The 23,971-nt window shown below is 66.9% G+C and carries 20 protein-coding genes; 9 read left to right on the forward strand and 11 right to left on the reverse strand.

From position 1 onward, the window contains the following. Positions 1-32 precede the first annotated feature (32 nt). Positions 33-1,175: an epoxide hydrolase family protein gene (locus tag ACWFRF_RS19095; RefSeq protein WP_452451273.1), complete on the forward strand. Its 1,143-nt coding sequence runs from the start codon at positions 33-35 to the stop codon at positions 1,173-1,175. 41 nt (positions 1,176-1,216) lie between these two features. After that, positions 1,217-1,624: an SRPBCC family protein gene (locus ACWFRF_RS19100; protein ID WP_452451275.1), complete on the forward strand. Its 408-nt coding sequence runs from the start codon at positions 1,217-1,219 to the stop codon at positions 1,622-1,624. A gap of 108 nt (positions 1,625-1,732) precedes the next feature. Here the strand turns inward: ACWFRF_RS19100 and ACWFRF_RS19105 are convergent, their stop codons facing one another. Then, a complete protein-coding gene (locus ACWFRF_RS19105; RefSeq protein ID WP_378990118.1) occupies positions 1,733-2,620 on the reverse strand; it encodes a helix-turn-helix domain-containing protein in 888 nt (295 codons plus the stop codon). 54 nt (positions 2,621-2,674) lie between these two features. Continuing rightward, the gene (locus ACWFRF_RS19110; RefSeq protein WP_452451276.1) at positions 2,675-4,105 is read right to left on the reverse strand and encodes an MFS transporter; all 1,431 of its coding nucleotides are present in this window, start codon (positions 4,103-4,105) and stop codon (positions 2,675-2,677) included. Positions 4,106-4,189: 84 nt separating this feature from the next. Here ACWFRF_RS19110 and ACWFRF_RS19115 point away from each other — a divergent pair, with 84 nt between their 5' ends. Then, on the forward strand, positions 4,190-4,948 hold the full coding sequence (locus ACWFRF_RS19115) for a helix-turn-helix domain-containing protein (RefSeq protein ID WP_452451278.1): 759 nt from the start codon (positions 4,190-4,192) through the stop codon (positions 4,946-4,948). Between the two features lie 58 nt (positions 4,949-5,006). On the opposite strand, the gene ACWFRF_RS19120 is transcribed toward ACWFRF_RS19115, so the two are convergent. The 3 genes from ACWFRF_RS19120 to ACWFRF_RS19130 form a co-directional block, all read right to left on the reverse strand. Continuing rightward, the gene (locus ACWFRF_RS19120; RefSeq protein WP_452451280.1) at positions 5,007-5,339 is read right to left on the reverse strand and encodes a hypothetical protein; all 333 of its coding nucleotides are present in this window, start codon (positions 5,337-5,339) and stop codon (positions 5,007-5,009) included. 130 nt (positions 5,340-5,469) lie between these two features. Next, on the reverse strand, positions 5,470-7,062 hold the full coding sequence (locus tag ACWFRF_RS19125) for an MDR family MFS transporter (RefSeq protein ID WP_378990125.1): 1,593 nt from the start codon (positions 7,060-7,062) through the stop codon (positions 5,470-5,472). Beyond that, positions 7,059-7,697 carry a TetR/AcrR family transcriptional regulator gene (locus ACWFRF_RS19130; RefSeq protein WP_379313566.1) on the reverse strand — a complete coding sequence of 213 codons (639 nt, stop codon included), beginning with the start codon at positions 7,695-7,697 and terminating at the stop codon, positions 7,059-7,061. The genes ACWFRF_RS19125 and ACWFRF_RS19130 overlap by 4 nt, the downstream gene beginning before the upstream one ends. Before the next feature lie 133 nt (positions 7,698-7,830). Between ACWFRF_RS19130 and ACWFRF_RS19135 the strand changes: the two genes are divergently transcribed. Further along, a complete protein-coding gene (locus ACWFRF_RS19135) occupies positions 7,831-9,012 on the forward strand; it encodes an AI-2E family transporter (protein ID WP_452451282.1) in 1,182 nt (393 codons plus the stop codon). On the opposite strand, the gene ACWFRF_RS19140 is transcribed toward ACWFRF_RS19135, so the two are convergent. Next, complete coding sequence (locus ACWFRF_RS19140) at positions 9,009-9,647, reverse strand: TetR/AcrR family transcriptional regulator (protein ID WP_387444801.1); 639 nt, start codon at positions 9,645-9,647, stop codon at positions 9,009-9,011. The two genes, ACWFRF_RS19135 and ACWFRF_RS19140, sit on opposite strands and share 4 nt — an antisense overlap. 204 nt (positions 9,648-9,851) lie before the next feature. Between ACWFRF_RS19140 and ACWFRF_RS19145 the strand changes: the two genes are divergently transcribed. From ACWFRF_RS19145 to ACWFRF_RS19160, 4 genes are all read left to right on the forward strand, one after another. Beyond that, a complete protein-coding gene (locus ACWFRF_RS19145) occupies positions 9,852-11,273 on the forward strand; it encodes an NAD(P)/FAD-dependent oxidoreductase (protein ID WP_452451284.1) in 1,422 nt (473 codons plus the stop codon). Beyond that, on the forward strand, positions 11,266-13,056 hold the full coding sequence (locus ACWFRF_RS19150; protein WP_452451286.1) for a hydroxysqualene dehydroxylase: 1,791 nt from the start codon (positions 11,266-11,268) through the stop codon (positions 13,054-13,056). Before ACWFRF_RS19145 ends, ACWFRF_RS19150 begins: the two co-directional genes overlap by 8 nt. A gap of 362 nt (positions 13,057-13,418) precedes the next feature. Then, positions 13,419-14,219 carry an oxygenase MpaB family protein gene (locus tag ACWFRF_RS19155; protein WP_452451287.1) on the forward strand — a complete coding sequence of 267 codons (801 nt, stop codon included), beginning with the start codon at positions 13,419-13,421 and terminating at the stop codon, positions 14,217-14,219. A 262-nt stretch (positions 14,220-14,481) separates the two neighbouring features. Further along, positions 14,482-16,011 carry an aldehyde dehydrogenase family protein gene (locus tag ACWFRF_RS19160; protein WP_378990133.1) on the forward strand — a complete coding sequence of 510 codons (1,530 nt, stop codon included), beginning with the start codon at positions 14,482-14,484 and terminating at the stop codon, positions 16,009-16,011. Positions 16,012-16,095: 84 nt separating this feature from the next. Here the strand turns inward: ACWFRF_RS19160 and ACWFRF_RS19165 are convergent, their stop codons facing one another. The 5 genes from ACWFRF_RS19165 to ACWFRF_RS19185 form a co-directional block, all read right to left on the reverse strand. Next, complete coding sequence (locus tag ACWFRF_RS19165) at positions 16,096-16,770, reverse strand: TetR/AcrR family transcriptional regulator (RefSeq protein WP_387444792.1); 675 nt, start codon at positions 16,768-16,770, stop codon at positions 16,096-16,098. Between the two features lie 71 nt (positions 16,771-16,841). Continuing rightward, positions 16,842-17,708 (reverse strand): oxygenase MpaB family protein, encoded by an 867-nt coding sequence (locus tag ACWFRF_RS19170; protein ID WP_452451289.1) that lies wholly within the window; start codon positions 17,706-17,708, stop codon positions 16,842-16,844. Positions 17,709-17,888: 180 nt separating this feature from the next. Further along, positions 17,889-19,565, reverse strand: a complete 1,677-nt coding sequence (locus ACWFRF_RS19175) for a GMC oxidoreductase (protein ID WP_452451291.1) — start codon at positions 19,563-19,565, stop codon at positions 17,889-17,891. Between the two features lie 5 nt (positions 19,566-19,570). Beyond that, positions 19,571-21,223 carry an acyl-CoA synthetase gene (locus ACWFRF_RS19180; protein WP_452451292.1) on the reverse strand — a complete coding sequence of 551 codons (1,653 nt, stop codon included), beginning with the start codon at positions 21,221-21,223 and terminating at the stop codon, positions 19,571-19,573. Between the two features lie 34 nt (positions 21,224-21,257). Next, entirely contained in the window at positions 21,258-22,742 is a 1,485-nt protein-coding gene (locus ACWFRF_RS19185) for a flavin-containing monooxygenase (RefSeq protein ID WP_379316676.1), read from the reverse strand. A 135-nt stretch (positions 22,743-22,877) separates the two neighbouring features. Here ACWFRF_RS19185 and ACWFRF_RS19190 point away from each other — a divergent pair, with 135 nt between their 5' ends. Beyond that, positions 22,878-23,912, forward strand: coding sequence for an AraC family transcriptional regulator (locus ACWFRF_RS19190; protein ID WP_452451294.1), 1,035 nt, complete (start codon positions 22,878-22,880; stop codon positions 23,910-23,912). The last annotated feature ends 59 nt before the right edge of the window (positions 23,913-23,971 follow it).

Genomic DNA, 23,971 nt, shown 5'->3' on the forward strand with positions numbered 1-23,971 from the left:
AACTGTCCTAACTGTCTCGTAGCGTGGTTTTCATGAGCGAAGCAATCACTCCCTTCCGCATCGACGTCCCGCAGTCCCAGCTCGACGATCTCCATCGACGTCTGGGCGACACCCGCTGGCCCGACGGTGTGACCGGGGTCGGCTGGGCGCAGGGTATTCCGCTCGACTACACGCAGGAACTGGTGCGGTACTGGCGCACCACCTACGACTGGCGGGCGCAGGAGGCGCGCCTCAACGCGTTCCCGCAGTTCCGCACCGAGATCGACGGTCACGCTGTGCATTTCCTCCATGTCCGGTCGGCCGAACCCGGTGCGATGCCGTTGATCCTCACCCATGGATGGCCCGGATCGATCGTGGAGTTCCTCGACGTGATCGGGCCGCTGACCGATCCGGTCGCGCACGGCGGCCGGGCCGAGGACGCGTTCGACGTGGTGGTGCCGACGATTCCCGGCTTCGGGTTGTCCGGTCCCGCGATCGGCTGGTCGACCAGCCGGGCCGCGCGAGCCTGGGCCGAGCTGATGCGCCGACTCGGCTACGAGCGCTACGCCGCCCACGGCGAGGACACCGGTGCTGCCATCTCGCGCGAACTGGCGGTGCTCGATCCCGACCACCTCGTGGCGTTGCACGTGACCATGATCGCCTCGGCCACCGTCACTTCCGAGACGGCCGATCTCGACAACCCGGCCGAGAAGCGGGCCCTCCAGCTGGCTCAGCGCGCCCAGTACGAACTCGGCGCGTACGCGATGCTGCAGGCCACCCGCCCGCAGACACTGTCCTACGCGCTCACCGATTCCCCCGTGGGGCAATTGGCTTGGATCGTCGAGCGCTTCAAGGACTGGACCGATTCGACCGATGTCCCCGAGGACGCCGTCGACCGTGACACGATGCTCACCAACGTCATGATCTATTGGCTCAACGGCACCGCTGGTTCCTCGGCGCGCTATTACTACGAGGGCGCCGCGACGTGGGGCCGGCCCGAGCCCGCGACCGAGGTGCCGGTCGCGGTGGCCGTGTTGCCGAACGACCTCGGTGTCCCGGTCCGTCGCATCGCCGAACGCAACCACACCATCGTGCGCTGGACCGAATTCGATCGCGGCGGCCACTTCGCGGCCATGGAGGAACCCGACCTGATCATCGACGACCTGCGCGCCTCCTTCCGCGACTTCCGGCGATAACGCCTCCTCACAGACACCCACGACAGAAAGCGACACAGAGCATGGCCTCCGTGCACAAAGAGATCCTCATCGACGCCGACCCCGCACAGGTGTGGGCGGTCATCAGCGACTTCACCGACGGCCCCGTCCGGATGGCCCCGGGATTCGTCACCGACAGCCGACTCGTCGAGCCCGGGGTCAGGACCGCCACTTTCGCCGACGGAACAGTCGTTCGCGAGCGCCTCATCGCCCTCGACGAGCAATCACGCCGAATCGCCTACTCCGTCATCGGCGACACCATGCGGCCCACCCACGACAACGCGTCGATGCAGGTCTTCCCCCACGGTGACGGCCACAGCCGATTCGTCTGGATCCACGACGTCCAACCCGACGACCTCGCCGTCCCGATGGGCGCGGCAATGGAACACGGCCTGACCATCTTCAAGCAGACGATGGAGACCAGCCGCTAGCAGCCCGCGCCATGCACCGAGAGGCTCCAGTCGGGTCGGGGTGGCGCTGCGTGGACCGAACGCGCTACCCGTGCGGTGGCGTCGACGATCACAAGCTCTCGGTGGCGGTCAACGCAGGCCGGGAATCACTTTCGCTGCCGCGATCACCGCGGCCAGGTAACGGTCGCGTTCGGCCCTGGTCACCGCGGCCCGCATCGGGCCGACGATCAGCTCCGCCAGCACATCCCCGCCGGAGCCGAAGACGGGCGCCGACACGTAACTGATCGGCAGTGCCACATCGGTGTCGAGTTCGGCAGGACGATAAGCCGTTCCGCTGATCTCCCCGAGCAGCGCGAGCACCCGTTCGCGCAGCGTTCGACTGACCGGATCGTGGGCGAGATGGTCGACGACGTCGGCGAGGACATCGAGGGTGGCGACGCTGCGGGAGTCGACCCCCCAGACCGCGGCGCCGACGACGCGGATGTCGCCCAGAAGCCGCTCGAATTTCACGCGATCTTGCGGCTCGGCCGCCGCCAGCCACGGTTGCCGGATCAGGTCGGCGGAATGAGCCACGATCGTCGCCGCGGCGGGCGGGATGAGCGGCAATCTGGTGCCGACCGAGATTCCGGCGGGAATTCGTCCACGGTTCTCGACGACGGCGCTGAACAGGATCTCGGCGCCGTCGACAACAACCAGTGCGACACCACAATCCACGTCCTGCGCCAGGCCCTGCAGGGCGGCGTGCAACGACGAGTCCTCGGCGAGCTTGCTTCGTTCTCGCTCGGCGGTCCGCAGGAACGCGGGACCCAACTCGTAGGTGAGATCACCGCGGCGAGTGACCCACCCGCGCGCCCGCAGCGCGGAGAGCACGTTGCCGACCGTCGACCGGCTCAGCGCGAGACAATCGGCGATCTGCGCCGAGGTCTGCGGTTCAGCCGCGTCGGCGAGAAGTTCCAGCACGGACACGACGCGCTGGGTGGGCGGTGATGCATCGACAGGCTCCACATTGTCGCCCACCGCGCCTCCTCCCCTCCGCCCTGGAGTACCTATTCGCACAACACGATACAACTATCAGGATTCTCGAGTGTGATTGCGCAGCATCGTCGCGATCAGCACCGCAGCGAGCCCGACCAGCGCGGCGGCGATCGTCAGGGCATAGGAGAACGCTTGGGTCGCGGCCTGCCGAGCGTCGATCGAGCCGGCCGAGGAGTCACCGCGACAGGCGGCGAGCGTCACCAGGATCGCCAAACCCAGTGCGCCGCCGAGTTGCTGGACCGAGCTGAGGACGGCGGAGCCGATTCCGGCGTTGTCCTCGGTGGTGCCGGTGAGTGCGGTGACCGCCAACGCGGGCAGGCTCATCCCGCAGCCGATGCTGGTGACGAGCAGGGCGGGCAGCACCCCCGAGGCGTAGCTGTCGTGGCCGTCGATGCCCGACATCAGCACCAGGCCCACCGCGCTGACAAGGAGTCCGGTCACCAGCCCAGCACGCTCACCGAGCCGGTTCACCGCCCGCGACGACACCCACATCCCGGCCAGAATCCCCGCCCCGAAAGGCAGATACGCCAGACCCGCGATGAAAGGTCCGTAGCCGAGAACGGTCTGGAGGTGCAGCATCAACAGGAAGGCCATCGCGTAGAAGGCGGCGGAGAACAGCAGGGTCGCCCCATTGGCCACCGCTCGTGGCCGAAAAGCCAGGAACGACAACGGAACCAGCGGTTCTTCGGTGCGCCGCTCCACGATCACGAACACCACCGCCAGCAAGACCGCAGCGATCATCGCCATCGTGGAACCGAGTTCGCCCCAACCGGTTTCGGACGCGCGCAGCAAGCCGTAGACCAGTAGCACCGGTGCGCCGGTGATGAGGGCCGCTCCCACGACATCGACCCGCGTACGTGGTCCACTCCAGCTCTCCGCGACCCACCGTGGCAGCAGCACCGAAGCCACGACAACGACCGGGACGTTGATCAGGAAAACCCACCGCCACGAAGCGAACCCCGTCAGAGCCCCGGAGATCACCAGCCCGGATGTGGCGCCCACCGCGGCCGTCGCGCCCCAGATGCCGATCGCCTTGGCGCGTTCGCCCGCACCCGGATAGAGCAGAGTGAGCAGCGCGAGCGCGGCCGGGCTCGCCATCGCCGCACCTGTGCCCTGGATGAATCGCCCCGCCACCAACTGCCACGGTTCCTGCGCGAGCGCGCACAACATGCTCGCCACGCCGAAAAGGGCTACGCCGCTGAGGAACACCCGGCGCCGACCCAGGAGATCGGCCACTCGGCCGAACAGCAACAGGAACCCGCCGAAGGCGAGGATGTAGCCGTTCACCACCCACGCGAGACCCGCGGTGGTGAATCCGAGGTCGTCGCGCACGGTGGGCAGCGCGACACTGACCACGTTGTCGTCCAGATTCAGCATGAACTGGACCAGACAGAGCACGATCAGCACCGCGCGGCGCCGAGCCTCGTCTGCGCCCGAGCCGGATTCCGCTGTAGAGATCGAAGTCATGCATCGACGGTAGGCAGCGAAGACAGATGGCCGCTAGACGTCACCAGGCCAACTAATAGCGCATTGAGGACATAGTCTGGGGGTATGCCCGAACCCGCCTTCGAACCCGCTCCCCCCGGCGTGGGCGCGATCGTGGTCGGCAGCTTCCCACTCGCGGCCGGACAGTGGACCCACGAGCACTACCACCCCCAGCACCAGCTGGCCTGGACACGCAGCGGCGTGCTCGGAGTCGCTGTGGGACAAGCGCATTGGATCGTGCCGCCGACCCGCGCGTTATGGCTGCCCGCAGGTGTCGCGCACAAGACCGGCGCGAGCCGCGACGCCGTGCTGTGCAGCCTCTATTTCGAACCGGACCGCTGCGCGCTGGACTGGTCCGAACCCACCGCGGTCCGCGTCGACGGCCTGCTGGCCCACTTGATCGTGCACCTCGCCCAGAGCACACTGGCCGATGATCAGCGGCTCCGCGCCGAGGCGGTCGTCCTCGACCTGTTGCAGCCGCTGCCCGCGACGCCGATCGACGTGCCCCACCCCGTCGACGAACGAGTACGCACAGTCGCCGACGCGCTACTGGACAACCCGGCCGACCCGCGCAGCCTGGAAGCCCACGCCCGGGCCGTCGGCGTGAGCCGTCGCACGCTCACCCGATTGTTCGTGCAGGACACCGGGATGAGTTTCGACCGCTGGCGCACCCACGCGAGAATCCAGGCCGCGCTGCCACTGCTGGCCGACGGCCGGCCCGTCTTCCTCGTCGCACACACCGTCGGATACGCCACTGCCAGTGCGTTTCTCGCGGCCTTTCGCCGAACGGTCGGCACATCGCCGCGGCGATACCTCGACGGCTGAGCCGAACAGCCCCGAAGCCCCACGACCATCAGGTGATCGGCAGCCCTGCCGCACTCCGTCAGCGGCCTCCGGTGGACCCGTCCGCCGGACGTCTGACGCTGAGCTGCGACATCCAGGCGACGCTGTCGATCGTCGCGACCCGCACCTCGGTCGCGATCGCTTTCATGTGCCCCTCGTCGAAGAGCGCGAGCGAGGCGCTACTGATCGTCCCCGCCTCGTCGACGCCGGCTCTCCAGCTGTCCGCCAGCCGTTTGTTCATCTCCGCCACCGCGTGCCGGCGCACCCGATCCCAGCTCAGGTCCGGATGCACCTCGTTCACGGTCCCGGTGCACAGCCAGTCGTCGAGCGTCATTCCGAACAGTTCCGACCACTGCTCGGTATAGGTAGTCACTGACTCGCTCCTCTGATCGGCGCTGCGACGTCGCACGGTGTCCGACCTGAATGATAAGGCCGCACTACCGAAATCGATAGCGGGCCTTATACATTCGCCGCAGATTCGGCCGGATCGGCAGGCGGCCCGCTCAGCTCTCCTTGACCAGGTCCGGCTCGGTCTCGGCCATCACCGCTTCACCACGCGCGACCATTCCCGCTTCGTCGGACAGTGTCAGATGCGGGATGAACAACGCGAGCGCGAACGCGAGCACCGCACCCGGGATCAGGTACCAGAACCCGGGGACCAGCGCGTCGACGTAGGCGCTGACAATCGCGTCGTGCAGGTTGTCCGGCAGGTTCTTGACCACCGAGGGAATCAGTGCGCTCGGATCGATTTTCGCCGCCGCCGCTTCCTGCCAGTTCGCCTGGAACGCGCCGGTGAGGTTCTCGGTCAGCCTGCCGGTGAAGATGGAACCGAAGATCGCGATGCCCAGCGCGCCACCCATTTCACGGAAGTAGTTGTTGGCGCTGGTCGCCGTGCCGATCTGGTCGGGGGCCACCGCGTTCTGCACCACGAGCACGATGATCTGCATGATCAGGCCGAGGCCGGCGCCCATCACGAACAGCATGGCCGAGACCAGCCACATCGAGGTGTTGGCGTCCAGGCGGGTCAGCCACAGCATGTCGATCCCGATCAGGGCGGCGCCGATCGGCGGGTACACCCGGTAGCGACCGGTTTTGGTGATCGCGTTCATCGAGGTGATCAGCGTGAGCATCATGCCGATCATCATCGGGATCAGCAGCAGACCCGACACCGACGCGGAGGTACCGCTGGCCATCTGCAGGTAGGTCGGGATGAAGCCGATGGCCGCGAACATCACCAGGCCGACGAGGAATCCGATCAGCGAGGTGAGCACGAAGGTGCGATTGCGGAACAGCCACAGCGGCAGCATCGGCTCCTCGGCCCTCGACTCGACGAACACGAAGGCCGCGACCACGATGACGAGAGCGGCGATCATCGACACCATCACCGTCGAGCCCCAGGCGTACTGCTTGCCGCCCCAGTCGGTGATCAGGATCAGCAAGGTGGTCGCGGTCGACATGAGCACGATGCCGAGGTAGTCGGGCCGGAACTTGGGCCGATGGCTGGGGATGTTCAGGTAGCGGAAGGCGATGAACAGCGCGGCGATGCCGATCGGCACATTGATCCAGAAGCACCACCGCCAGTCGAGATGGTCGGCGAACAGTCCGCCGAGCAGCGGTCCGGCGACCGAGGTGATGCCGAAGACAGCACCCATCGGGGCCATGTACTTGCCGCGGTCCTTGGCGGGCACCACATCGGCGATGATGGCCTGCGCCAGGATCATCAGACCGCCGCCACCCACGCCTTGCAGACCGCGGAACGCGATGAACTCCCAGAAGCTGGTCGACGCGGCGGCGCCGATCGACGCGGCGGTGAAGACGGTGATCGCGAACAGGAACAGCCATCGCCTGCCGAACATATCGCCGAGTTTTCCGTAGATCGGCATCACAATGGTGGTGGCGAGCAGGTAGGAGGTGGCGGTCCAGGCCATGTGCGAGACACCGCCCAGTTCGCCGACGATGGTCGGCATCGCGGTGCCGACGATCATCTGATCGAGGCTGGCCAGGAACATGCCCGCGATCAGAGCGGAGAAGATCAGCCAGATCCGCTTCTGCGTCAGGACGATCGGGGTGGGCGGCGAGTCGGCCGTCGTGGTCATCGGAGCGTCTCCCTTGTGCTGTCGTCCGGCCGGAACAGCCGGGAGGCCATGGCGCAGTGCTCGTGCAGCGCTGCCGCCAGCGACCCGTTCGGGTCGGCGGCCAGCGACATCGCTGCCCGCGTGGTGATGGTTGTCATGATTCCCGCGGTGAGCGAGGCGAATTCGGGGTCGACGTCGGCCCCGCACCTGGCCGCGAGGAGTTCGGCGATGGCGGCCTCCATCCGGGCGCCGGAGGCGATGAAGGCGGCGAGCACTCTCGGCTCGGCCATCACCAGTTTCGTGACCAGCGAGATGCCCTCGCGCACTTCGCTTTCCGGCTGGAAGCCCGCGGCGTGCAGCCAGGTGAGGTCTTCGATGAGTACACCGGTCGGACCGCCTGCGACGAATTCGCTTCTGGCTTCGGGCGTACCGATCTCACCGATCGGGCCGACCACCGCGTCCAGCTTGGTCTCGTAGTAGTTGAAGAACGTGCGCGGCGAGACGCCCACGGCCTTGGCGATGTCGTCGACGTTCGTCGCGTCCAGCCCGTGCTCGACCGCCAATCGCCGCGCGGCGAGGCAGAGATCGAGCAGGGTCCGTTGCTTCTTCTGTTCACGCAGACCGACCGCGGCCTGTTTGACCGGCTCCTGAGTCACGCCCATAAATTAGCACAAACTGCAATATTTCAGGAACTGCAACTATTTGCCCGAGAAGTGGGCCGACTCTTCGGGCAGGTCGACGCCGCGTTGATGCCGGGAAAAGGACCGACCCGGGGCGACACTGGAAGTCGTGGACATCGACCCCGGGGACAGCGCTGCGCAGGCGCCCGCGCGAACCAGAATGCCGACGTGGCTACCTCGGGCAATGGTGCTGGCAGTGGCGTTCTTCGGATTGTTCCTGCTCGCGGACTGGGCGTTCCACCGGCTGACCGGCATCCTGATCATCTTGTTCGTCGCGTTCTTCATCTCGCTGGCGATGGAGCCGCCCGTCGCACTGCTGGTGCGGCGGGGGGTACCGCGTGGTCTCGCCACCGGCCTGGTATTCATCGCCACCTTCCTCTGCGTACTGGCCTTTCTCGCCGCACTGGTGACCCTGCTCGTGGAGACGGCGACCAACCTGGTCCATGAGACGCCACGACTGCTCGACGAGGGCGTGGACTGGGTCAATCACACCTTCGGACAGCACTTCACAACGCACGACCTGAGTCAACGGCTGCTGCGCGAATCCGACCTGCTCGAGAGCTACGCGCACACCGCCGCCGACAATGCCTGGGGCGTGTCGACCACGGTCCTGGGCGGCTTGGCCCAGGTCCTGACCATCGCGCTGTTCAGCGTCTACCTCACCGCGGGCGGCCCGAAGGTGCGGCGCACGGTGTGCTCGCTCCTGCCGCCGGCACGCCAGCAGACCTTCCTGCACGCCTGGGACCTCGCCATCGACAAGACCGGCGGCTACCTGTTCTCGCGGTTGCTGCTGGCGATCGTCTCCGCGATCGTGCACGGCGTATTCCTGTCGATCCTGCACCTGCCCAACCCCATCGCGCTCGGGGTCTGGTTCGGCGTGATCTCCGCGTTCATCCCGACCATCGGCACCTACATCGCCGCGATCGTTCCGGTCTTCGTGGCGCTGACCGTCGACCCGATGGACGCGGTATGGATCATCGTGTTCGCGATTGTCTACCAGTGGTTCCAGGACTATCTGCTACAGCCTCGGATCACCGCGCGCACCGTCGACGTCAACGCCGCGATCGCCCTGCTGTCGGTACTCGCCGGTGGCGCGCTGCTCGGCGCGGTCGGCGCACTGTTGGCCATTCCGGCCACCGCGACAGTGCAGGCGTTCCTGTCCGAATACGTCAAACACTATGCGGTGACCGAGGATCCTCGCATCGATCAGACGACACCACGCCGCAAACGTTCCGCCCACACAACCACAGCCGCAGCCGAGGACGCTGTCTCGCAGAAGGACAGCGACTAGGGCGCGTCCCCGTAGATGACGAGCCAGATCGCGCGACCGAGTGATTCGGCCAATTCCTCCTCGCCGACACCGGTTTCGGCGGCGAAGGCGACCGAGATCGTGCGTTCGACCATCGAGGTGAGAATCAGGGCGGTGGCTCGGGGATCGAGCTGCGGCCCGACGCGGCCCGACGCCTGTTCGGCCGCCAGCCGGGCACGCACCAGTTCGGCGAAGGTCGCCACTCGGGAACGCCAGTAGGCACCGACCTCCCGGTCGTAGGAGCCCACTTCGGTCAGGGCGAGCAGCAGATAGCGATGGTCGCGGAACCCGCCGATCATCGCGCGCATGGCCAGCACGACTCCGGCCTGCTGATCGGTGTGCTCGGCACTCCACCACATCTCGGCCGCGGCGAACAGATCGGCGGTGGCCAACTCGGCCATCCGGATCAGCAGTCTGCTCTTGTCCGGAAAGTAGCGATAGAAGGTAGATCTCGCCGACCCGGACGCGGCGGCGATCTTCTGCACGGCGATCTCGGTGAACGGCGTGCCGTCGGCCAGCAGGTCTTCGACCGCGGTGAGGACCCGTCGTTCGAATTCCGCCCGCCGGTCGTCAGCGGGTTTGCGCGCCGATCGCGGGACACGGGTCAGTGAGGGCATCGGCTATCCGTCGCCGATGCCGCACCGGGTGCGCTGGCATTGCCCATGCGTCCCATTGTGCCCGTAGACCCGCGGGCCGCCGTGGTGGCGGGGGTAGGGGCCGCGGCAATCCCCCTGTCCCGGTTGGCTATTGACACCTGAATACGGCCCGCCTCATCATCAATCGGACACACTGTCCGAGACTCAGTGACCGAGGTGGTCTTCATGGTCGATTCCCCCGTCACCGCAGTCGAAAGGACCGACGTCGTCGTGGTCGGCGCGCGCTGCGCGGGGTCGGCTACCGCGGCGACACTCGCGAGGGCGGGTCGCGCTGTGGTCGTGCTCGACGCCGCCATCTTGCCGTCGGACACACTGTCCACCCACCTGCTCTGGCCGGCCGGGCTGGCCGAGCTCCAGCGCCTCGATGCATTGGCCGCCGTCGAAGCACTCGGTGCGCCACGGTTGACCAGGGCCTACGCACAGGCCGCGGGCCACGGTGTCGGTTCCGGCTTTCCCTCGGTCGACGGCATCGACTACGCGATGTGTGTGCGCCGCACCGGACTCGACGCCGTGCTGGTGCGCACCGCGGTGAACGCGGGCGCGCAGGTGCGGCTGCGCTGCCGGGTCACCTCGGTGGTCTGGGACGGGAACCGGTGCGCCGGTGTGCGATACCTCGACGCCGCGGGCCAGACCAGGGAGATCCGCGCCGCGCTCGTTGTCGGCGCGGACGGGCGGCGCAGCACCATCGCCCGCGCGGTGGGCGCCGAACGACCGTTTCTGAGCGTGCCGAGCGGGCGCGACTGCTATTTCGCCTACTGGCGCGATGCCGCCGACGCTCCCCGCCACATCGCCGCCCAGTGGCGTGTCGGTGCCGACCTCGGCACCGCCTTCCCGTGCGACGACGGCCTGGTGCTCAGCCTGGTACAGCCGCCCACGGTCAGCGACCTCGGACGCGGTCCCGGTGTGGCGGAACGCCGCTACGCCGAGGCCCTGGCCCGGATTCCGGATTTGACCAGTCGGCTGCGCGGGTGTGAGCGCGTGGGCCGGATCCGTTCCGCCACCGGCATTTCCTCGTACTTCCGGCGTTCCGCGGGCCCGGGCTGGGCATTGCCCGGCGACTCCGGACACTTCAAAGATCCCGTCACCGCGCAGGGCATCCGCGACGCCTTGCACTATGGACGCACGCTCGCCGAGTCGGTCGACGAGGTTCTCCACGACCCGCGGGCTCTCGACACTGCCCTGTCGGAGTGGGAGCGCCGCCGCGTCGTCGAGTGCCGCGAGATCTTCCACTGGACGAATCGGCTGGCACGTGGTGAAACGTTGCGGCCCTTGGAGATCGAGCTTTACCGCACCGCCGCCGACGACCCGGAACTGGCGGAGATCACCGCGGGCATCTTCTCCCGCACCCACCGGCCCGCCGAGCTGTATACCCCGTCCCGCGCACTGGGCCTCGCGGTCCGCGCCTCGGTCCACCAGTGGGCACATCTGCCCGCCGTCCTCTCCGACGTGGCACGCGAGATCCGCGACTCGACCAGCGAATGGCGAACCACGCGGACAACACTGCGCGGCAGCGCAACCGATGACTGCCCACCACCGAACCCGCCTTTCACCCTCACCACCGCAGGTCCAGGAGAACACCATGCCTGATCAGCCGACACCGTTGTCAGCACCGATCACCCGCCGCACCGCGCTGCGCGCCGGGCTCGTCGCCGGAGCCGCACTAGCCGTGACTCCCCCGGCCTTCGCCGCAGCGACGACTGCCCGGCGTTCGCCACTACTGCGCTCCGGCGGCAAGTCGGTGGCGATATTCGGTGGCGGCATGGCCGGGCTCAGTGCCGCGCACGAGCTGGCCGAGCGAGGCTACGACATCACCGTCTACGAGCCCGCGTTCCTCGGCGGAAAGGCCCGCAGCATGGGCGTGCCGGGAACCGCGTCGCCCGGTCGTCAGCATCTGCCGGGTGAACACGGGTTCCGCTTCTTCCCCGGCTGCTATCAGCATGTCCCCGACACGATGAGCCGAATCCCGTTCCCCGGCAACCAGAACGGTGTGCTCGACAACCTGGTGCGGGTCGAGGGCACGGTCGCCGGATTCCAGGACCTGCCGCCGATCTTCGCCCCGGTCGAGCTCGGTGGACTGAGTCAGTTGACGCCGGAACTGGTGCAGAACAGCATCATCGGCGCGCTCGGCTTCATCCCCGACCTACCACCACACGAGCTGGCGTTCTTCGCCAAGCAGATGCTCGTGTGGTTCACCTCCAGCACCGAACGACGCTTCGGCCAGTGGGAATACGTGACCTGGGAACAGATCATGCAGGCCGAGGGAAAGTCGCCCGCGTACCGGAAGTACCTGGTGAACGCGCTCACCCGGATCACCGTCGCCGCGAAGCCGCAGACCAGCTCCGCACGAACCATCGGCACGATCGGCGAGGCGCTGGTCCTGGCCGCGTCCGGCACGGTTGCGCAGTTCTCCGGTGGCGTCGACCGAATCCTCAACCGCCCGACCAACGTCGCCTGGATCGATCCGTGGGTCGACTACCTGCGCACGCTCGGCGTCCGCTTCGTCATGGGGCAGGGCCTGGCCGCATTGCGGATGGCCGGCGGTCGCATCGCCGCCGCGACGATCAGCGGAACAGATGGGACCGCGACAGTGACAGCCGACCACTATCTGTGCGCCATGCCGGTCGACCGCGCGGTCGACCTCCTCGACGACACGATCATCGAGGCCGATCCGCGCCTGGGCGGGATGCGAAACCTCGTCACCGACTGGATGGTCGGCATCCAGTACTACCTGCGCCGCCCCACCGACATCCCCGAGGGACACATCGCGGCGCTGGGCTCCCCCTGGGCCCTCACCGCGCTGCGCCAAGCCCCCATGTGGGTGGGCGACTTCCCTGCCACCTACGGCGACGGCTCGGTGCTGGAATGCCTGTCGGTCGACATCTCCGACTGGGACACACCCGGAATCCACTTCGGCCGCACCGCCAAGGAATGCACCGCCGCCGAAATCGCCATCGAGACCTGGGCGCAGCTCAAAGCCTGGCTCAACACCGGCACCGACTGGCTACGCGACGAAGACATCCACTCCTGGCATCTGGACCCCGGCATCACCTGGTCGGGAACCACCATCCACAACGAAACCCCGCTGCTGGTCAACACAGTCGGCTCCTACGACAATCGTCCCGACGCGCACTGCGCGATTCCCAACCTCTATTTCGGCGGTGATCACGTCCGCCACCACATCGACCTGGCCACCATGGAGGGCGCCAACGAATCCGGTCGCGCGGCGGCCAACGCCATCCTCGACGCCGCCGACGATCCGAGTCCCCGCGCCCAGATCTTCCCGCTGGTCTCCCTCCCCGCTTTCGCTGCCGCCAAAGCCATCGACGCGGACCGCTTTCGCGCCGGTTTACCTCACCTGCTCGACGGCTGACCCTTGACCATCCGCAGTTTCTGGTGCACGCTGACACCACATCATTGTGGTGTCAGCGTGCACCAGAATTATTCGAGGCGGCCCGCCCAGAATCGGATGAGGTAACGATGCCCTGCTGTCTGCCGGCGAGCTACCTCGTCCCGGGATTCCAGCGGCTGCGCCGTCGGCCCGGCCACGGAGACCGACACCGCGAGTTTCGCTCCCCGTTCGCGATGCTCTACGCCACCCCCTGGCAGCACCATCATCACGCCCACGCGAGGCAGGCGAGCCATACGCCAGTCCAGCTGCTCGGCTGCGCATTCATGGCGATCTCCACCCCTCGACAGCCCCTGACAGCTGCCAGTCTTCGAACGGAGCCGACCATGACCACACCGTCTCCCGTGCCCACCGCACCACACAAAGGGACCTCGCTGCTTCGCCGGTACGTCGGCGATCGACGATTTCTGCTCGCCCTGCCGCGCGCGGTGGGGCTACAGATTCTGCACCCAGCCATCGCGACAGCTCTCGACGAACACATCGCGATGCGGCTGTGGTACCACAAAGCGCGAACCGTGTCGCAGACGGTTCACATGGCCTATCACGATCGGGACCAGCAGCACCGCATGGTCAACATTCATGGGCACATCGGCGGAACCGACGACCGTGGCGCGCGCTTCCACGCACTGAATCCGGACCTGTTCCACTTTCAGCACGCGACCTATGTGGAGACGCTGGTGGTCGCGATCAACACCTTCATCGCGCCGATGTCGGATCGCGACCATGAACGGCTGTACGAGGAGTGCTGCGAGTGGTATCTGCGATTCGGCGTGTCGGCGCGGGCCATGCCGCAGGACTGGGCGGGTTTCGGCGATTATTTCGAACGGGTGTGCGCACAGCAGTTACGCCTCACCCCAGCCGGTCGCACGCTCGCACCCGAGATCGTGCGTCCGACCAGCTGGGTCCCGCGACTCCTGCCATCCGTCGCCGTCCGCGAGTTGCTCCACCCTCGCACCAAGGAACTGCTCGACGTCCGGTCCAGACCGGGAGATCGGGCCGCGTTCCGCTCCTACGCCACCGGCCTGCGGATGGCGGCGACGGTAGCACCGCGCAGGATTCGCTACGTTCCTTCCGCGCGCGCCGACAGGTGCGCAGGTCTCGTCCATCGTGCGGGCCGGGAGCTGTAGTCGGATCCGATCCAGCTTTCCTGATCACCATTTTGATTCCCTTTCCTCTTCACCAGTGAGAGAATCCTCGGTAACATATAGCGGTCAAACACGGCTTCCACCTGTTCTGATATTTGCAAGCAGGGGCAAATAGCGGATGAACATGGCGGATCCGTTTCGACCCGAAGATCTGAGCCGGTCATCGAAATGACAGAGTGATATACAAAACATCTCACTCTGTCTAAGGTGGTTGGTAGTCCGATACGGCTATCCAGGAGAAAATGTGTCTGATTCCGCCACACCCACCGTCGACGCCGCTGAACTGGCTGTTCGCAACCCAGCGTCCGGAGAACTGGTCGGCACCGTCGCCGTGTCGACCCCGGAGGAGGTCGCCGCAGCCGCGGCCGCGCTGCGCACAGCACAGCCGCGGTGGGCTTCGATCAGCGCGGCCGGGCGCAAGCAGTGGCTGCTCAAGCTGCAGGATTGGGTGCTCGACCACAGCGACGAGCTGGCGGACTCGATTCAAGACGAGTCAGGAAAACCTCGGGTGGAGGCCGAGGTCGAGGTCGCGTTCACCGTCGACCTGCTGGGCTACTACGCGCGAAACGCCGCGAAGTTTCTCGCCGATACCGCCGTGAGCCCCCACACCCCGTTGATGCGGGTCAAGAAGCTGACCACCACGTACACGCCGTATCCGGTGGTCGGCATCATCACGCCGTGGAACTTCCCTCTCGCCATGCCTGCCTCCGACCTCGTCCCGGCGCTCGCCGCGGGCGCCGCGGTGCTGCTCAAGCCCTCGGAGGTGACCCCACTGACGCCGCTCGCCCTCGCGCGCGGCTGGGCCGAGATCGGTGCGCCGCCGGTGTTCACGGTGGTCTCCGGATCCGGCGCCACCGGTGCCGCGGTGGTCGGCAACGCTGATTTCATCCAGTTCACCGGCTCCGGCAACACCGGTCGCCGCATCGCGGTCGCCTGCGCGGAACGCACGCTGCCCTACAGCCTCGAGATGGGCGGCAAGGACCCGGCGATCGTGCTGGCCGACGCCGACCTCGACCGCGCGGCCAACGGCATCGCCTTCGGCGCACTGACCAACGCCGGACAGCTGTGCGTGTCGGTGGAGCGGGTGTACGTCGAGGCCGCGGTGTACGACGAGTTCGTGAACAAGCTGGTGGCCCACGTCAAGACGCTGCGGCTCGGCCGCGACGACCGCAGCGGAAACATCGACGTCGGCCCACTCGCCAACCAGGCCCAGCTCGACATCGTCACCCGCCACGTCGATGACGCGCTGGCCCAAGGCGCGCGAGCGCTCACCGGCGGCAAGGCGACAGGCGAGGGCAACTTCTTCGAACCGACGGTCCTGGTCGACGTCGATCACTCGATGTCGTGCATCACCGAGGAAACGTTCGGCCCGACGATCCCGGTCATCAAGGTCGCCGATGCGAACGAGGCGATCCGGCTCGCCAACGACTCCGAGTACGGACTGTCGGCCTCGGTGTGGACGGGCAACAAGTCCCGCGGGCAGGCAATCGCGCGGCGACTGGCCGTCGGCGCGGTGAATATCAACGACGCCACCATCAATCTGTTCAATTTCGCGCTCCCCCACGGTGGTTGGGGCCAGTCCGGCACCGGGTACCGATTCGGCGGTGCCGACGGCGTGCGCAAGTACTGCCGCAAGCAGGCGATCACGGCTCCGGCGTTGCCGACCCAGAAGTCCGAACTCGTCTGGTACCCGTACAGCCTCAAGAACTTCGGCTTCATGCGGAACGCGATGCGCGCGACCGGCGCTCGCGGCAGGCGCCGCTTCGGCAGGTAGAGGTCCGGCCGCGGACGGATGTCTCACCGAGCCGGTGACTCATCTGTCCGCGGCACGCGGTGGTCGCTGCCCCACGCCAGGGAATCAGCGAGGCGCGGCGCCGGTCTCCTGGGTCGCCGTGCGCACGTCCAGCGGACGGAACCCGGGTGCGATGTGATCGCGGGCGAATCGGCGCGCCGCCGCCTCGTCGTCGAGCGGGATGACCGTCGGCCTGGTCAGCACCAGCGAGAGCGCGGTACGCGCCACCAACTCGGCAACGGGGAGCGGGTCGTAGGCGGGGAGCTTGCCCGCCTCCTGCAAGCGGGTGATGAACTCGGCCAGGAAGTCGCGACCGAGCTCGATCACCGGTGCTCCACCGGTGGTGAGGTAGGGCAGGACGGTGGCGGCGTCGGTGGCGAGCAGGCGGTCGAGCAACGGGTTGTTCCGCAAGCCGAGGGCGAAGGCGACGAACAGTTCGACGATCTGGTCTTCGGCGCTGGCGCCCTCGTCGGCCTGCCGGCGCATCGAGGCGTCGGCCTGCTCCAGCAGGTGTCGCACCTGCCAGAGCCCCACCGCCTGGACCACGTCGGTCTTCCCACCGAACCGGCGATACAGCGTCGCCAGGGACAGACCGCCACGGCGGGCTACTTCCGCCATGCTGGTGCGCTTGATCCCGAAGTCCAGAAACGCGGCCAAGGCGCCGTTCAGGACGTCGGCGTTATCGCGCTCGACACCGCCGTGTCCGCGAATACGTGCCAGCAACCTGATCGACTCGGCCATATCCCATTCCCCTCAGCTGACAAGAGCCCGAACATAATGTGATCTGCCGGTAGCCCGCAACCTCGACTCTGTCAGACCAGGGGGCGGCCGAGCCGCTGACGCCGCCGCATGTCCCGCAGCATCGTCGAGTACGGCACGATCCGCGCACGGACGGGTAGCCGTCCGTAGACGGCCCCGATGGCACGGAACATCAGCCGATGCCGCCGCTCCTGTTCGTCGGTCCACGGAAGGTAGAGCTGTGCGCGCATGGTTTCGGGCAGCAGTCCGGTGACGGCGAAACGATGAAAGTCGGCAAGCCGACGCGGCCTCGGAACATTGCGCAATCCGACCAGTTTGCGCAGATATTCGGCGACCAGGTCGTCGATCTGCATGTTCGCCAGCCCCGATTCGAAGTAGCTGTCGAAGGCCGCCAGGTCGGCAAACCACATGTCGGGCTTCATCTGCAACCCGGTGCCGAATCTGGCCCCGTACTGCACGAAGACCTCTTTGGTGGCCCTGTCCAGTGGCCCGTAGAGGCGTTCGTGGGTATCCATGACTCCCCAGCACAGGCAGACCGCGACCCACTTCTGCAGTTCGGGGTCGAACGCGTTGTACTTCACCTCGGCGCCGGGCGCGGAACGAACGCGTCGATGGACGCTACCCACGGCCTGTCGATACTCGTCCCGGTCCTGCTCGGTACCGAGCATCGCCACCGCGATGTAGGTCAGCGTGGTGCGCAACCGCTTCCACGGATGGACGTCGGCGCGGCCGGACTCGACGGTGCTCTCGACGACGCCGTAGCCCACCGGCCGGTTCGCGAGCTGCACGATCACATTCGCGCCCGCCCCGGCGAAGGCGCCGATCCCGTCGAGGAATCGCTCGATGTCGAAGTCCTCGACGGTGCCGTATCGACACCGCAGGACTCCGTCGACATCGCTCGCCGTCACAGGATCGGTCACCGTTGACACTTGACGCATAGTCCTGCGCCTCCTTCTTCTGAGAGCCACTAAGGCAATGATACAGTGAGATGATATTCGACTAATCGACTCAGCGGGGGCTTTCGGTCAGTGCCGCTACGCACCGACGCCCCGCAGCGCCGAAGCGCTGCGGGGCGTCGTGGTGGTTCGACGATGGTGCGGTCAATCCTGAACCGAGTAGCGCAGTGCCGCGGGCGCGGTGGCGGGAACAGCGGGCCGCTTGGGCAGGATCGGTGCGAGACGGACGTAAGCAGAACCCAGCGCGGGACGAGGGTCGGCATCACCCTTGTTGGGCCAGAACGCCATCGCGCGCTCTGCTTGCGCGGTGATGGTCAACGACGGGTTCACCCCGAGATTGGCCGTGACCGCACTGCCGTCGGCGATGTGCAGGCCTGGATACCCGTAGACCCGCTGCCAGGGGTCGACCACGCCGGTGTCGGCGGAGTCACCGATGGTGGCGCCGCCGATGTAGTGCGCGGTGGCCGGAATACCCAGCAGGTCGGTGACCAGATTTCCCGCGTCACCATCGATTTCGGCGGCGTACTCCCGAGCGATCTCGTGCGCGATCGGGATCCACTCGGGATTCGGCTCCCCCGACCCCTGTCTGGTGACCAGACGCCGGCCTTTCAAGAAGGAGGTCAGCGAGTTGTCGAGCGATTGCATCACGAGCAGCACGACCGAGCGCTCGGCAGCACGGTGGACATTCTTCAACCGGATGAACTCGAGCGGATGCGCCGCCACCATGAGCAGTAGCCGCAGCATCCGGAACGCGCCGCCGTCGACCATCGGCAGGCCCTGGGTGAACAGCGCGTTCTGTCCTTTGCCGTACGAGCACACCTCGATATGGGTGTGCGGCTCGGGATGAATCGAGGAGGTGATCGCCACACCCTGGGACAGGTCGTACCGGCTACGACTGCATACCGCGACCACCGCCTCGGAATTGCTTCTGGTCAGCTCCCCGAGCCGAGGCGACAACCCGGGCAGCACACCATCGTTTCGCATGCGGTGCAGCAACTTCTGGGTACCCAACGCAGCCGCGGCGAAGACGACCTGGCGCGCCGTGAACCGGCGCCGGTTCCGGTTCCGGCGGACGATACCGCCCGACCGCATGGTCTCCACGAGGTAGCCGCCGTTGCCGTCCGGCCGCACCGAGGTGACCGTGGTGAGCGGGTGCACTTCGGCCCCGTTGCGTTCGGCCAGATACAGATAGTTCACCGTGGTGGTGTTCTTGGCATTGTGCGTGCAGCCGGTCAGGCATTCGGAGCAATGGATGCAGCCCGCGCGCGTCGGCCCGGCACCACCGAAGTACGGATCGGGCACCTCCGTGCCCTCCGCACCCTCGTTGAAGAAGACCCCGACATTCGTGCGATGGAACGTGTCGGCAACCCCGCGGCCCTCGGAAATCTTCAGCAGCACTTCATCTTTGGGCCCGACGCGCGGATTGGTTTGCACGCCGAGCATCCGCTTGGCCTGGTCGTAATACGGCGCCAGCTCCGATTTCCAGTCCGTGATGTGCGACCACGCACGGTCTTCGTAGAACGCGGGCAGCGGCTCGTACAGGGTGTTACCGTAGATCACCGACCCACCACCGACACCCGACCCGCTGAACACCGCGCACTTGCCGAGAACGCTGATCCGCTGCGGCCCGGTCAAGCCGAGTCGGGGCATCCACAGCGACTTGCGGATATTCCAGTTGGACTTCGGGAAATCCTCGGGATTCCATCGCCGCCCGGATTCGAGAACGCCGACGCGGTAGCCCTTCTCGGTCAGCCGCAGCGCGGTGACGCTGCCGCCGAAGCCGGAACCGATCACAATCACGTCGTAGTCGTATTCGGTCATGACGCTCACCGCCCCCCGTGTCCGTCGACGACATACTCGGTCAGCGCCTTGCGCACGATCTTGCCGGTGGGATTGCGGGGCATCTCGTCGAGGAACACCACGTCACGGGGCACCTTGTACCTGGCGAGGTTGTCCTTGACGTAGTTCTTGATCTCCTGCACGTCCGGCTTGTCGTCCGTGGCGGCGACGATGAAGGCACGCAGCCGCTGTCCGAAGTCCGCGTCGTCGACACCGATCACCGCGACATCGGCGATATCGGCGCGACCCGCCAGCAGATTCTCCACCTCCAGCGGATAGACGTTCTCGCCACCGCAGACGACCATGTCGTCGTCGCGGCCGTCGATGAACAGCAGCCCATCAGCGTCGAAGTGGCCCATGTCCCCGGTCGACATGTACCCGTCGATGATCTGTTTGGTCTTTCCGTCGGTGTACCCCTCGAACGGGGCGACGGTGCGGGCGAAGATTCGCCCCGAGACGTTCGCCGCGGTGATTCGGCGATCGTCGCTGTCGTAGAGCGCGATGCGCGCGGTGACCGGTGCCCGCCCGACGGTGCCCGGCACACGACGCAATTCGTGCGGCTGGGCGACAGCGGTGATCGCGACCTCGGTGGAGCCGTACCCGTTGTAGAGCACGTCACCGAACGCATCCTGCCATCGGATCGCCAGGTCGGGGGGCAGCGGTGCGCCGCCGACGAAAACCGTGCGCAGCGTCGAGGTGTCGTACTCGGCGATGACGTCGGGACCGAGCGCGAGAATGCGGTTCAACTGGGTCGGCACCGCGACCAGCATCTCGACCGAATGCCGCTCGATCGCCGCCAAGGTGGCCTGCGCGTCGAAGCGGCGCCGCAGCACGATCTCGGCGCCGAGCGCGCTGGCTATCGTCCAGGTCCCCATCCCGGTGGTGTGGAAAACCGGAGTCGCGATCATGACGACCCCACCGCGAGGGAACGGCACCCGGTCGACGACCAGGGCGGTGGCGAACGGAGAGACCTTGGTGCGCGGCGCACCCTTGGGCAGACCGGTGGTGCCGCTGGTGAGGATGATGAAGCCCGCGGGCCGGTCCGGCGGGGGCAGCGGGGCATTACTGTTCGCCGCCACCAGCATGTCGATGGTCACCGTGCTCGGCAGCGGCGTGTGTTCCGCGTCGACCCAGGTGAGGATCCGGGGCATCGTCTCGGGCAGGGCATCGATGAGCCCGGCGAATTCACTGTCGAACAGAATCGCGCGAACCTTCTCCCGCACAGCGACTTCGGTGAGTTGCGGCTTGGCGAAACTGGTGTTCAGCATGGCCAGCCGCAACCCTGCCTTGCCTGCCGCCACCATCGCCAGCACCAGGCCACGATGGTCACGAGCCAGCACGCCGACCACCTCGCCGCCGCGCAGGCCCTGCCCGAGCAGACCGTGGGCCAAGGCGTTTGACTGTTCGTCGAGCTCGCGGTAGGTCAGCACGCCGTGCTCGTCGGCCAGCGCGGGTTCGTCGGGCCGATCGGCCGCCCCGGCGCTGATCATCGCCGCTTGTGGGCCGTAGGAGTTGTTGAGCGCGATCATGCGCTTGATCCGGCGCGGTCGCCACAGGTCGATCAGGCCGGTCTGGTGCAACCGGCGCACCGCCCGCACCTTCTCGCGTACCTCGGCCGCGGTGCCGTTGGTCAGCTTCATCGATGAGCCTCTTTCGAATTCCCGTCCGCGAATATCACTGGCCCGCAGGCGTTGTCGTGTTGGTGGTCAGGTGATAGTGCTCGGGGCGCAGGGCTCGGGTCTGTAGTCGATAACTCAGGACCGCGCCCGGCCAGTTGTTGGTGATCCGGCCCGCGGCGTTGCGATACCAGCTCGAGCACAGACCCCACGGCGTACGGGCGAGCCGGGCTTGCAGCTTCACGTCGTATTCCTCGGCCACCGCACGCCGGACATCGAGGGTGTGCGCCGGGTGGCGGGACAGTTCCTCGAGCGCCTGGCGGATGTAGCGAGCCTGCGATTCGATCATGTAGACGATCGAGCCGACGCCCAGATTCGTATTGGGCCCGTACACCATGAACATGTTCGGGAAGCCGGGCACCGTGATGCCGTGGTAGGCGCGGGCACCGCCCTGCCACTCGTCCTCGAGCTTGCGCCCGTTCGCGCCGCGAATCGCCATCGGCCACAGGAATTCGGTGCCCTTGAACCCGGTTCCGTAGATGATCACGTCGACTTCGTGCAGCACGCCGTCGGCGGTTTTCACCCCGGTCGGCACCACTTCGGCGATCTCGGTCGTCTCCACCCGCACGTTCGGCTGGGTGAGTGCCGGATAGTAGTTGTTGGAGAACAGCCCACGTTTGCAGCCGGCCGGGTAGTCGGGCGTCAGTTTCGCGCGCAGTTGCGGGTCGCTGACCTGCGTGCGCAGATGGTTCACGGCGATCCTGGTGACCAGGCCCCTGATCGCGGTGACATCAGCGATGCCCAGCGACAGAAACTCGCACAGGGCCCAGACCGCGAATCGCTCGGCGAGGCGAACCGGCGGCACCGTCGCGAACATCCGGTGATGCCACGCCTTGTACTCGACATCGGGCTTGGGCAGCACCCACGCCGCCGAGCGCTGGAACAGTGTCAGGGCCCCCACCTGCGGCTGGATCGCGGGCACGAACTGGATCGCACTGGCACCGGTACCGACAACGGCGACCCGCTTACCCGTCAGGTCGACACTGTGGTCCCACTCCGCGGAGTGGAAGGCCGGTCCGGCGAATGAGCTGATCCCGGCGATGGTGGGCAGCGCGGGCCGCGAGAGCTGACCGACCGCGGAAATCAGCACGTCGGTGGTTGCCTCGTAGCCGTCGGCGGTGCGCACCGTCCATTTCCCGCTCGCATCGTCGAATTCGGCTTCGGTCACCTCGGACCCGAACCGGATCCGCTCGCGCAGGCCGTTGTCGCGCGCCACATCCCGCAGATACGCGTGGATATCGGGCTGTCCCGAGAACCGCTTGGGCCAATCGGATTTCGGCGCATACGAGTACGAGTAGAGCGGGGAGGGAATATCGCACCCGGCGCCCGGGTAGGTGTTCTCCCGCCACACCCCACCCACATCCGACGCCCGCTCCAGGATGACGAGGTCGTCGAAGCCGTGGCGCAGCAGTTCCATCGCCATGCCGAGGCCGCCGAACCCGGTGCCGATGATGACAGCGGACGGCATTGTCCGAGTGCGCATAGCCCAGCTCCTCATGTCAGTGATCTCTGCGGTCAACGGTAGGTCGCCGTCGACGCGAGAACGAGGATGCCCGCGGACAGAAAATTGACATTTCAGGCCATAATGGAAGGCATGCGCGCGCGACAGGAGCCAGCAGTGGACACGTGGGACTTCCCCCGGGGTGTTGCCAGCGTCGCCGTGATGCACCGGTTCGCCGTCGAACACGGAGCCGACGCCACGTCGATCCTCGCCGGTACGGGTCTGTCCGTCGCCGACCTCGACTCCGCCGACCGCCAGATCGATGCCCGCACGGAACTGCTGGTGGTTCGCAATCTGCTGCGCGAACTCGGAACCCGGCCAGCGCTCGGCATCGAGCTGGGGCGCAGTTACCGCATCAGCGCCTTCGGTATCTACGGCTACGCCTGGATCACCAGTCCCACCCTCGGCGAGGCGATCTCCTTGGCGCTGAGCTACTTCCAGTTGAGCTTCGCGTTCTGCACACCGGTCGTGGAGTTCCACGACCAGCAGATGGTTGCCCGGATCCGACACGATCGGATCCCGGATGACGTCCAGCAGTTCCTCGTCGAACGCGACACCTTCGCGATGCATCGGGTGCTCGACGACCTGCTCGGCCGACCGGTGGATATCCACCAGGCGCGGTTCGCGTTCCCGGAACCCGGCTATGGCGACGACATCGCCGCGATCCTGGGCGTCGACCCCCGATACGGGCAGGCCGAAACCAGTATCACGATCACCGCCGAAACCCTGAATCAGCCACTGCCGCAGGCGAATCAGGCCACGCTGGCGCTGTGCCTGGCGCAATGCCGTGAACTGATCGACCGCCGGACCACCCGCACCGGGATAGCGGCCGAGGTTCGCGACCATCTGCTGGCAGGCACCGGTACCGCGGGAATCGCGATTCCGCCGTCGCTGGACGCGGTCGCCCACGACCTCGGCACCACCGGCCGCACGCTACGACGGCATCTCGCCACCGACGGCACCAGCTACCGCGTCCTGCTCGACGAGGCGCGGCGCGGTCTGGCCGAGGACATGCTGACCGCCACCGCGCTCTCGGTCGAGGAGATCGCCGTGCGGCTCGGCTACACCGAGGCGGCCCCCTTCATCCGCGCCTTCAAGCGCTGGACGGCCACCACTCCGGCCGCCTACCGGCGCACCCGGGGTCGCCGCTGATCACGGCGACCCCGACCGCCGAGCATTCCCTATTGACGCCGTGCCAATATATCTGACAA

This window comes from Nocardia sp. NPDC055165 (assembly GCF_053606985.1).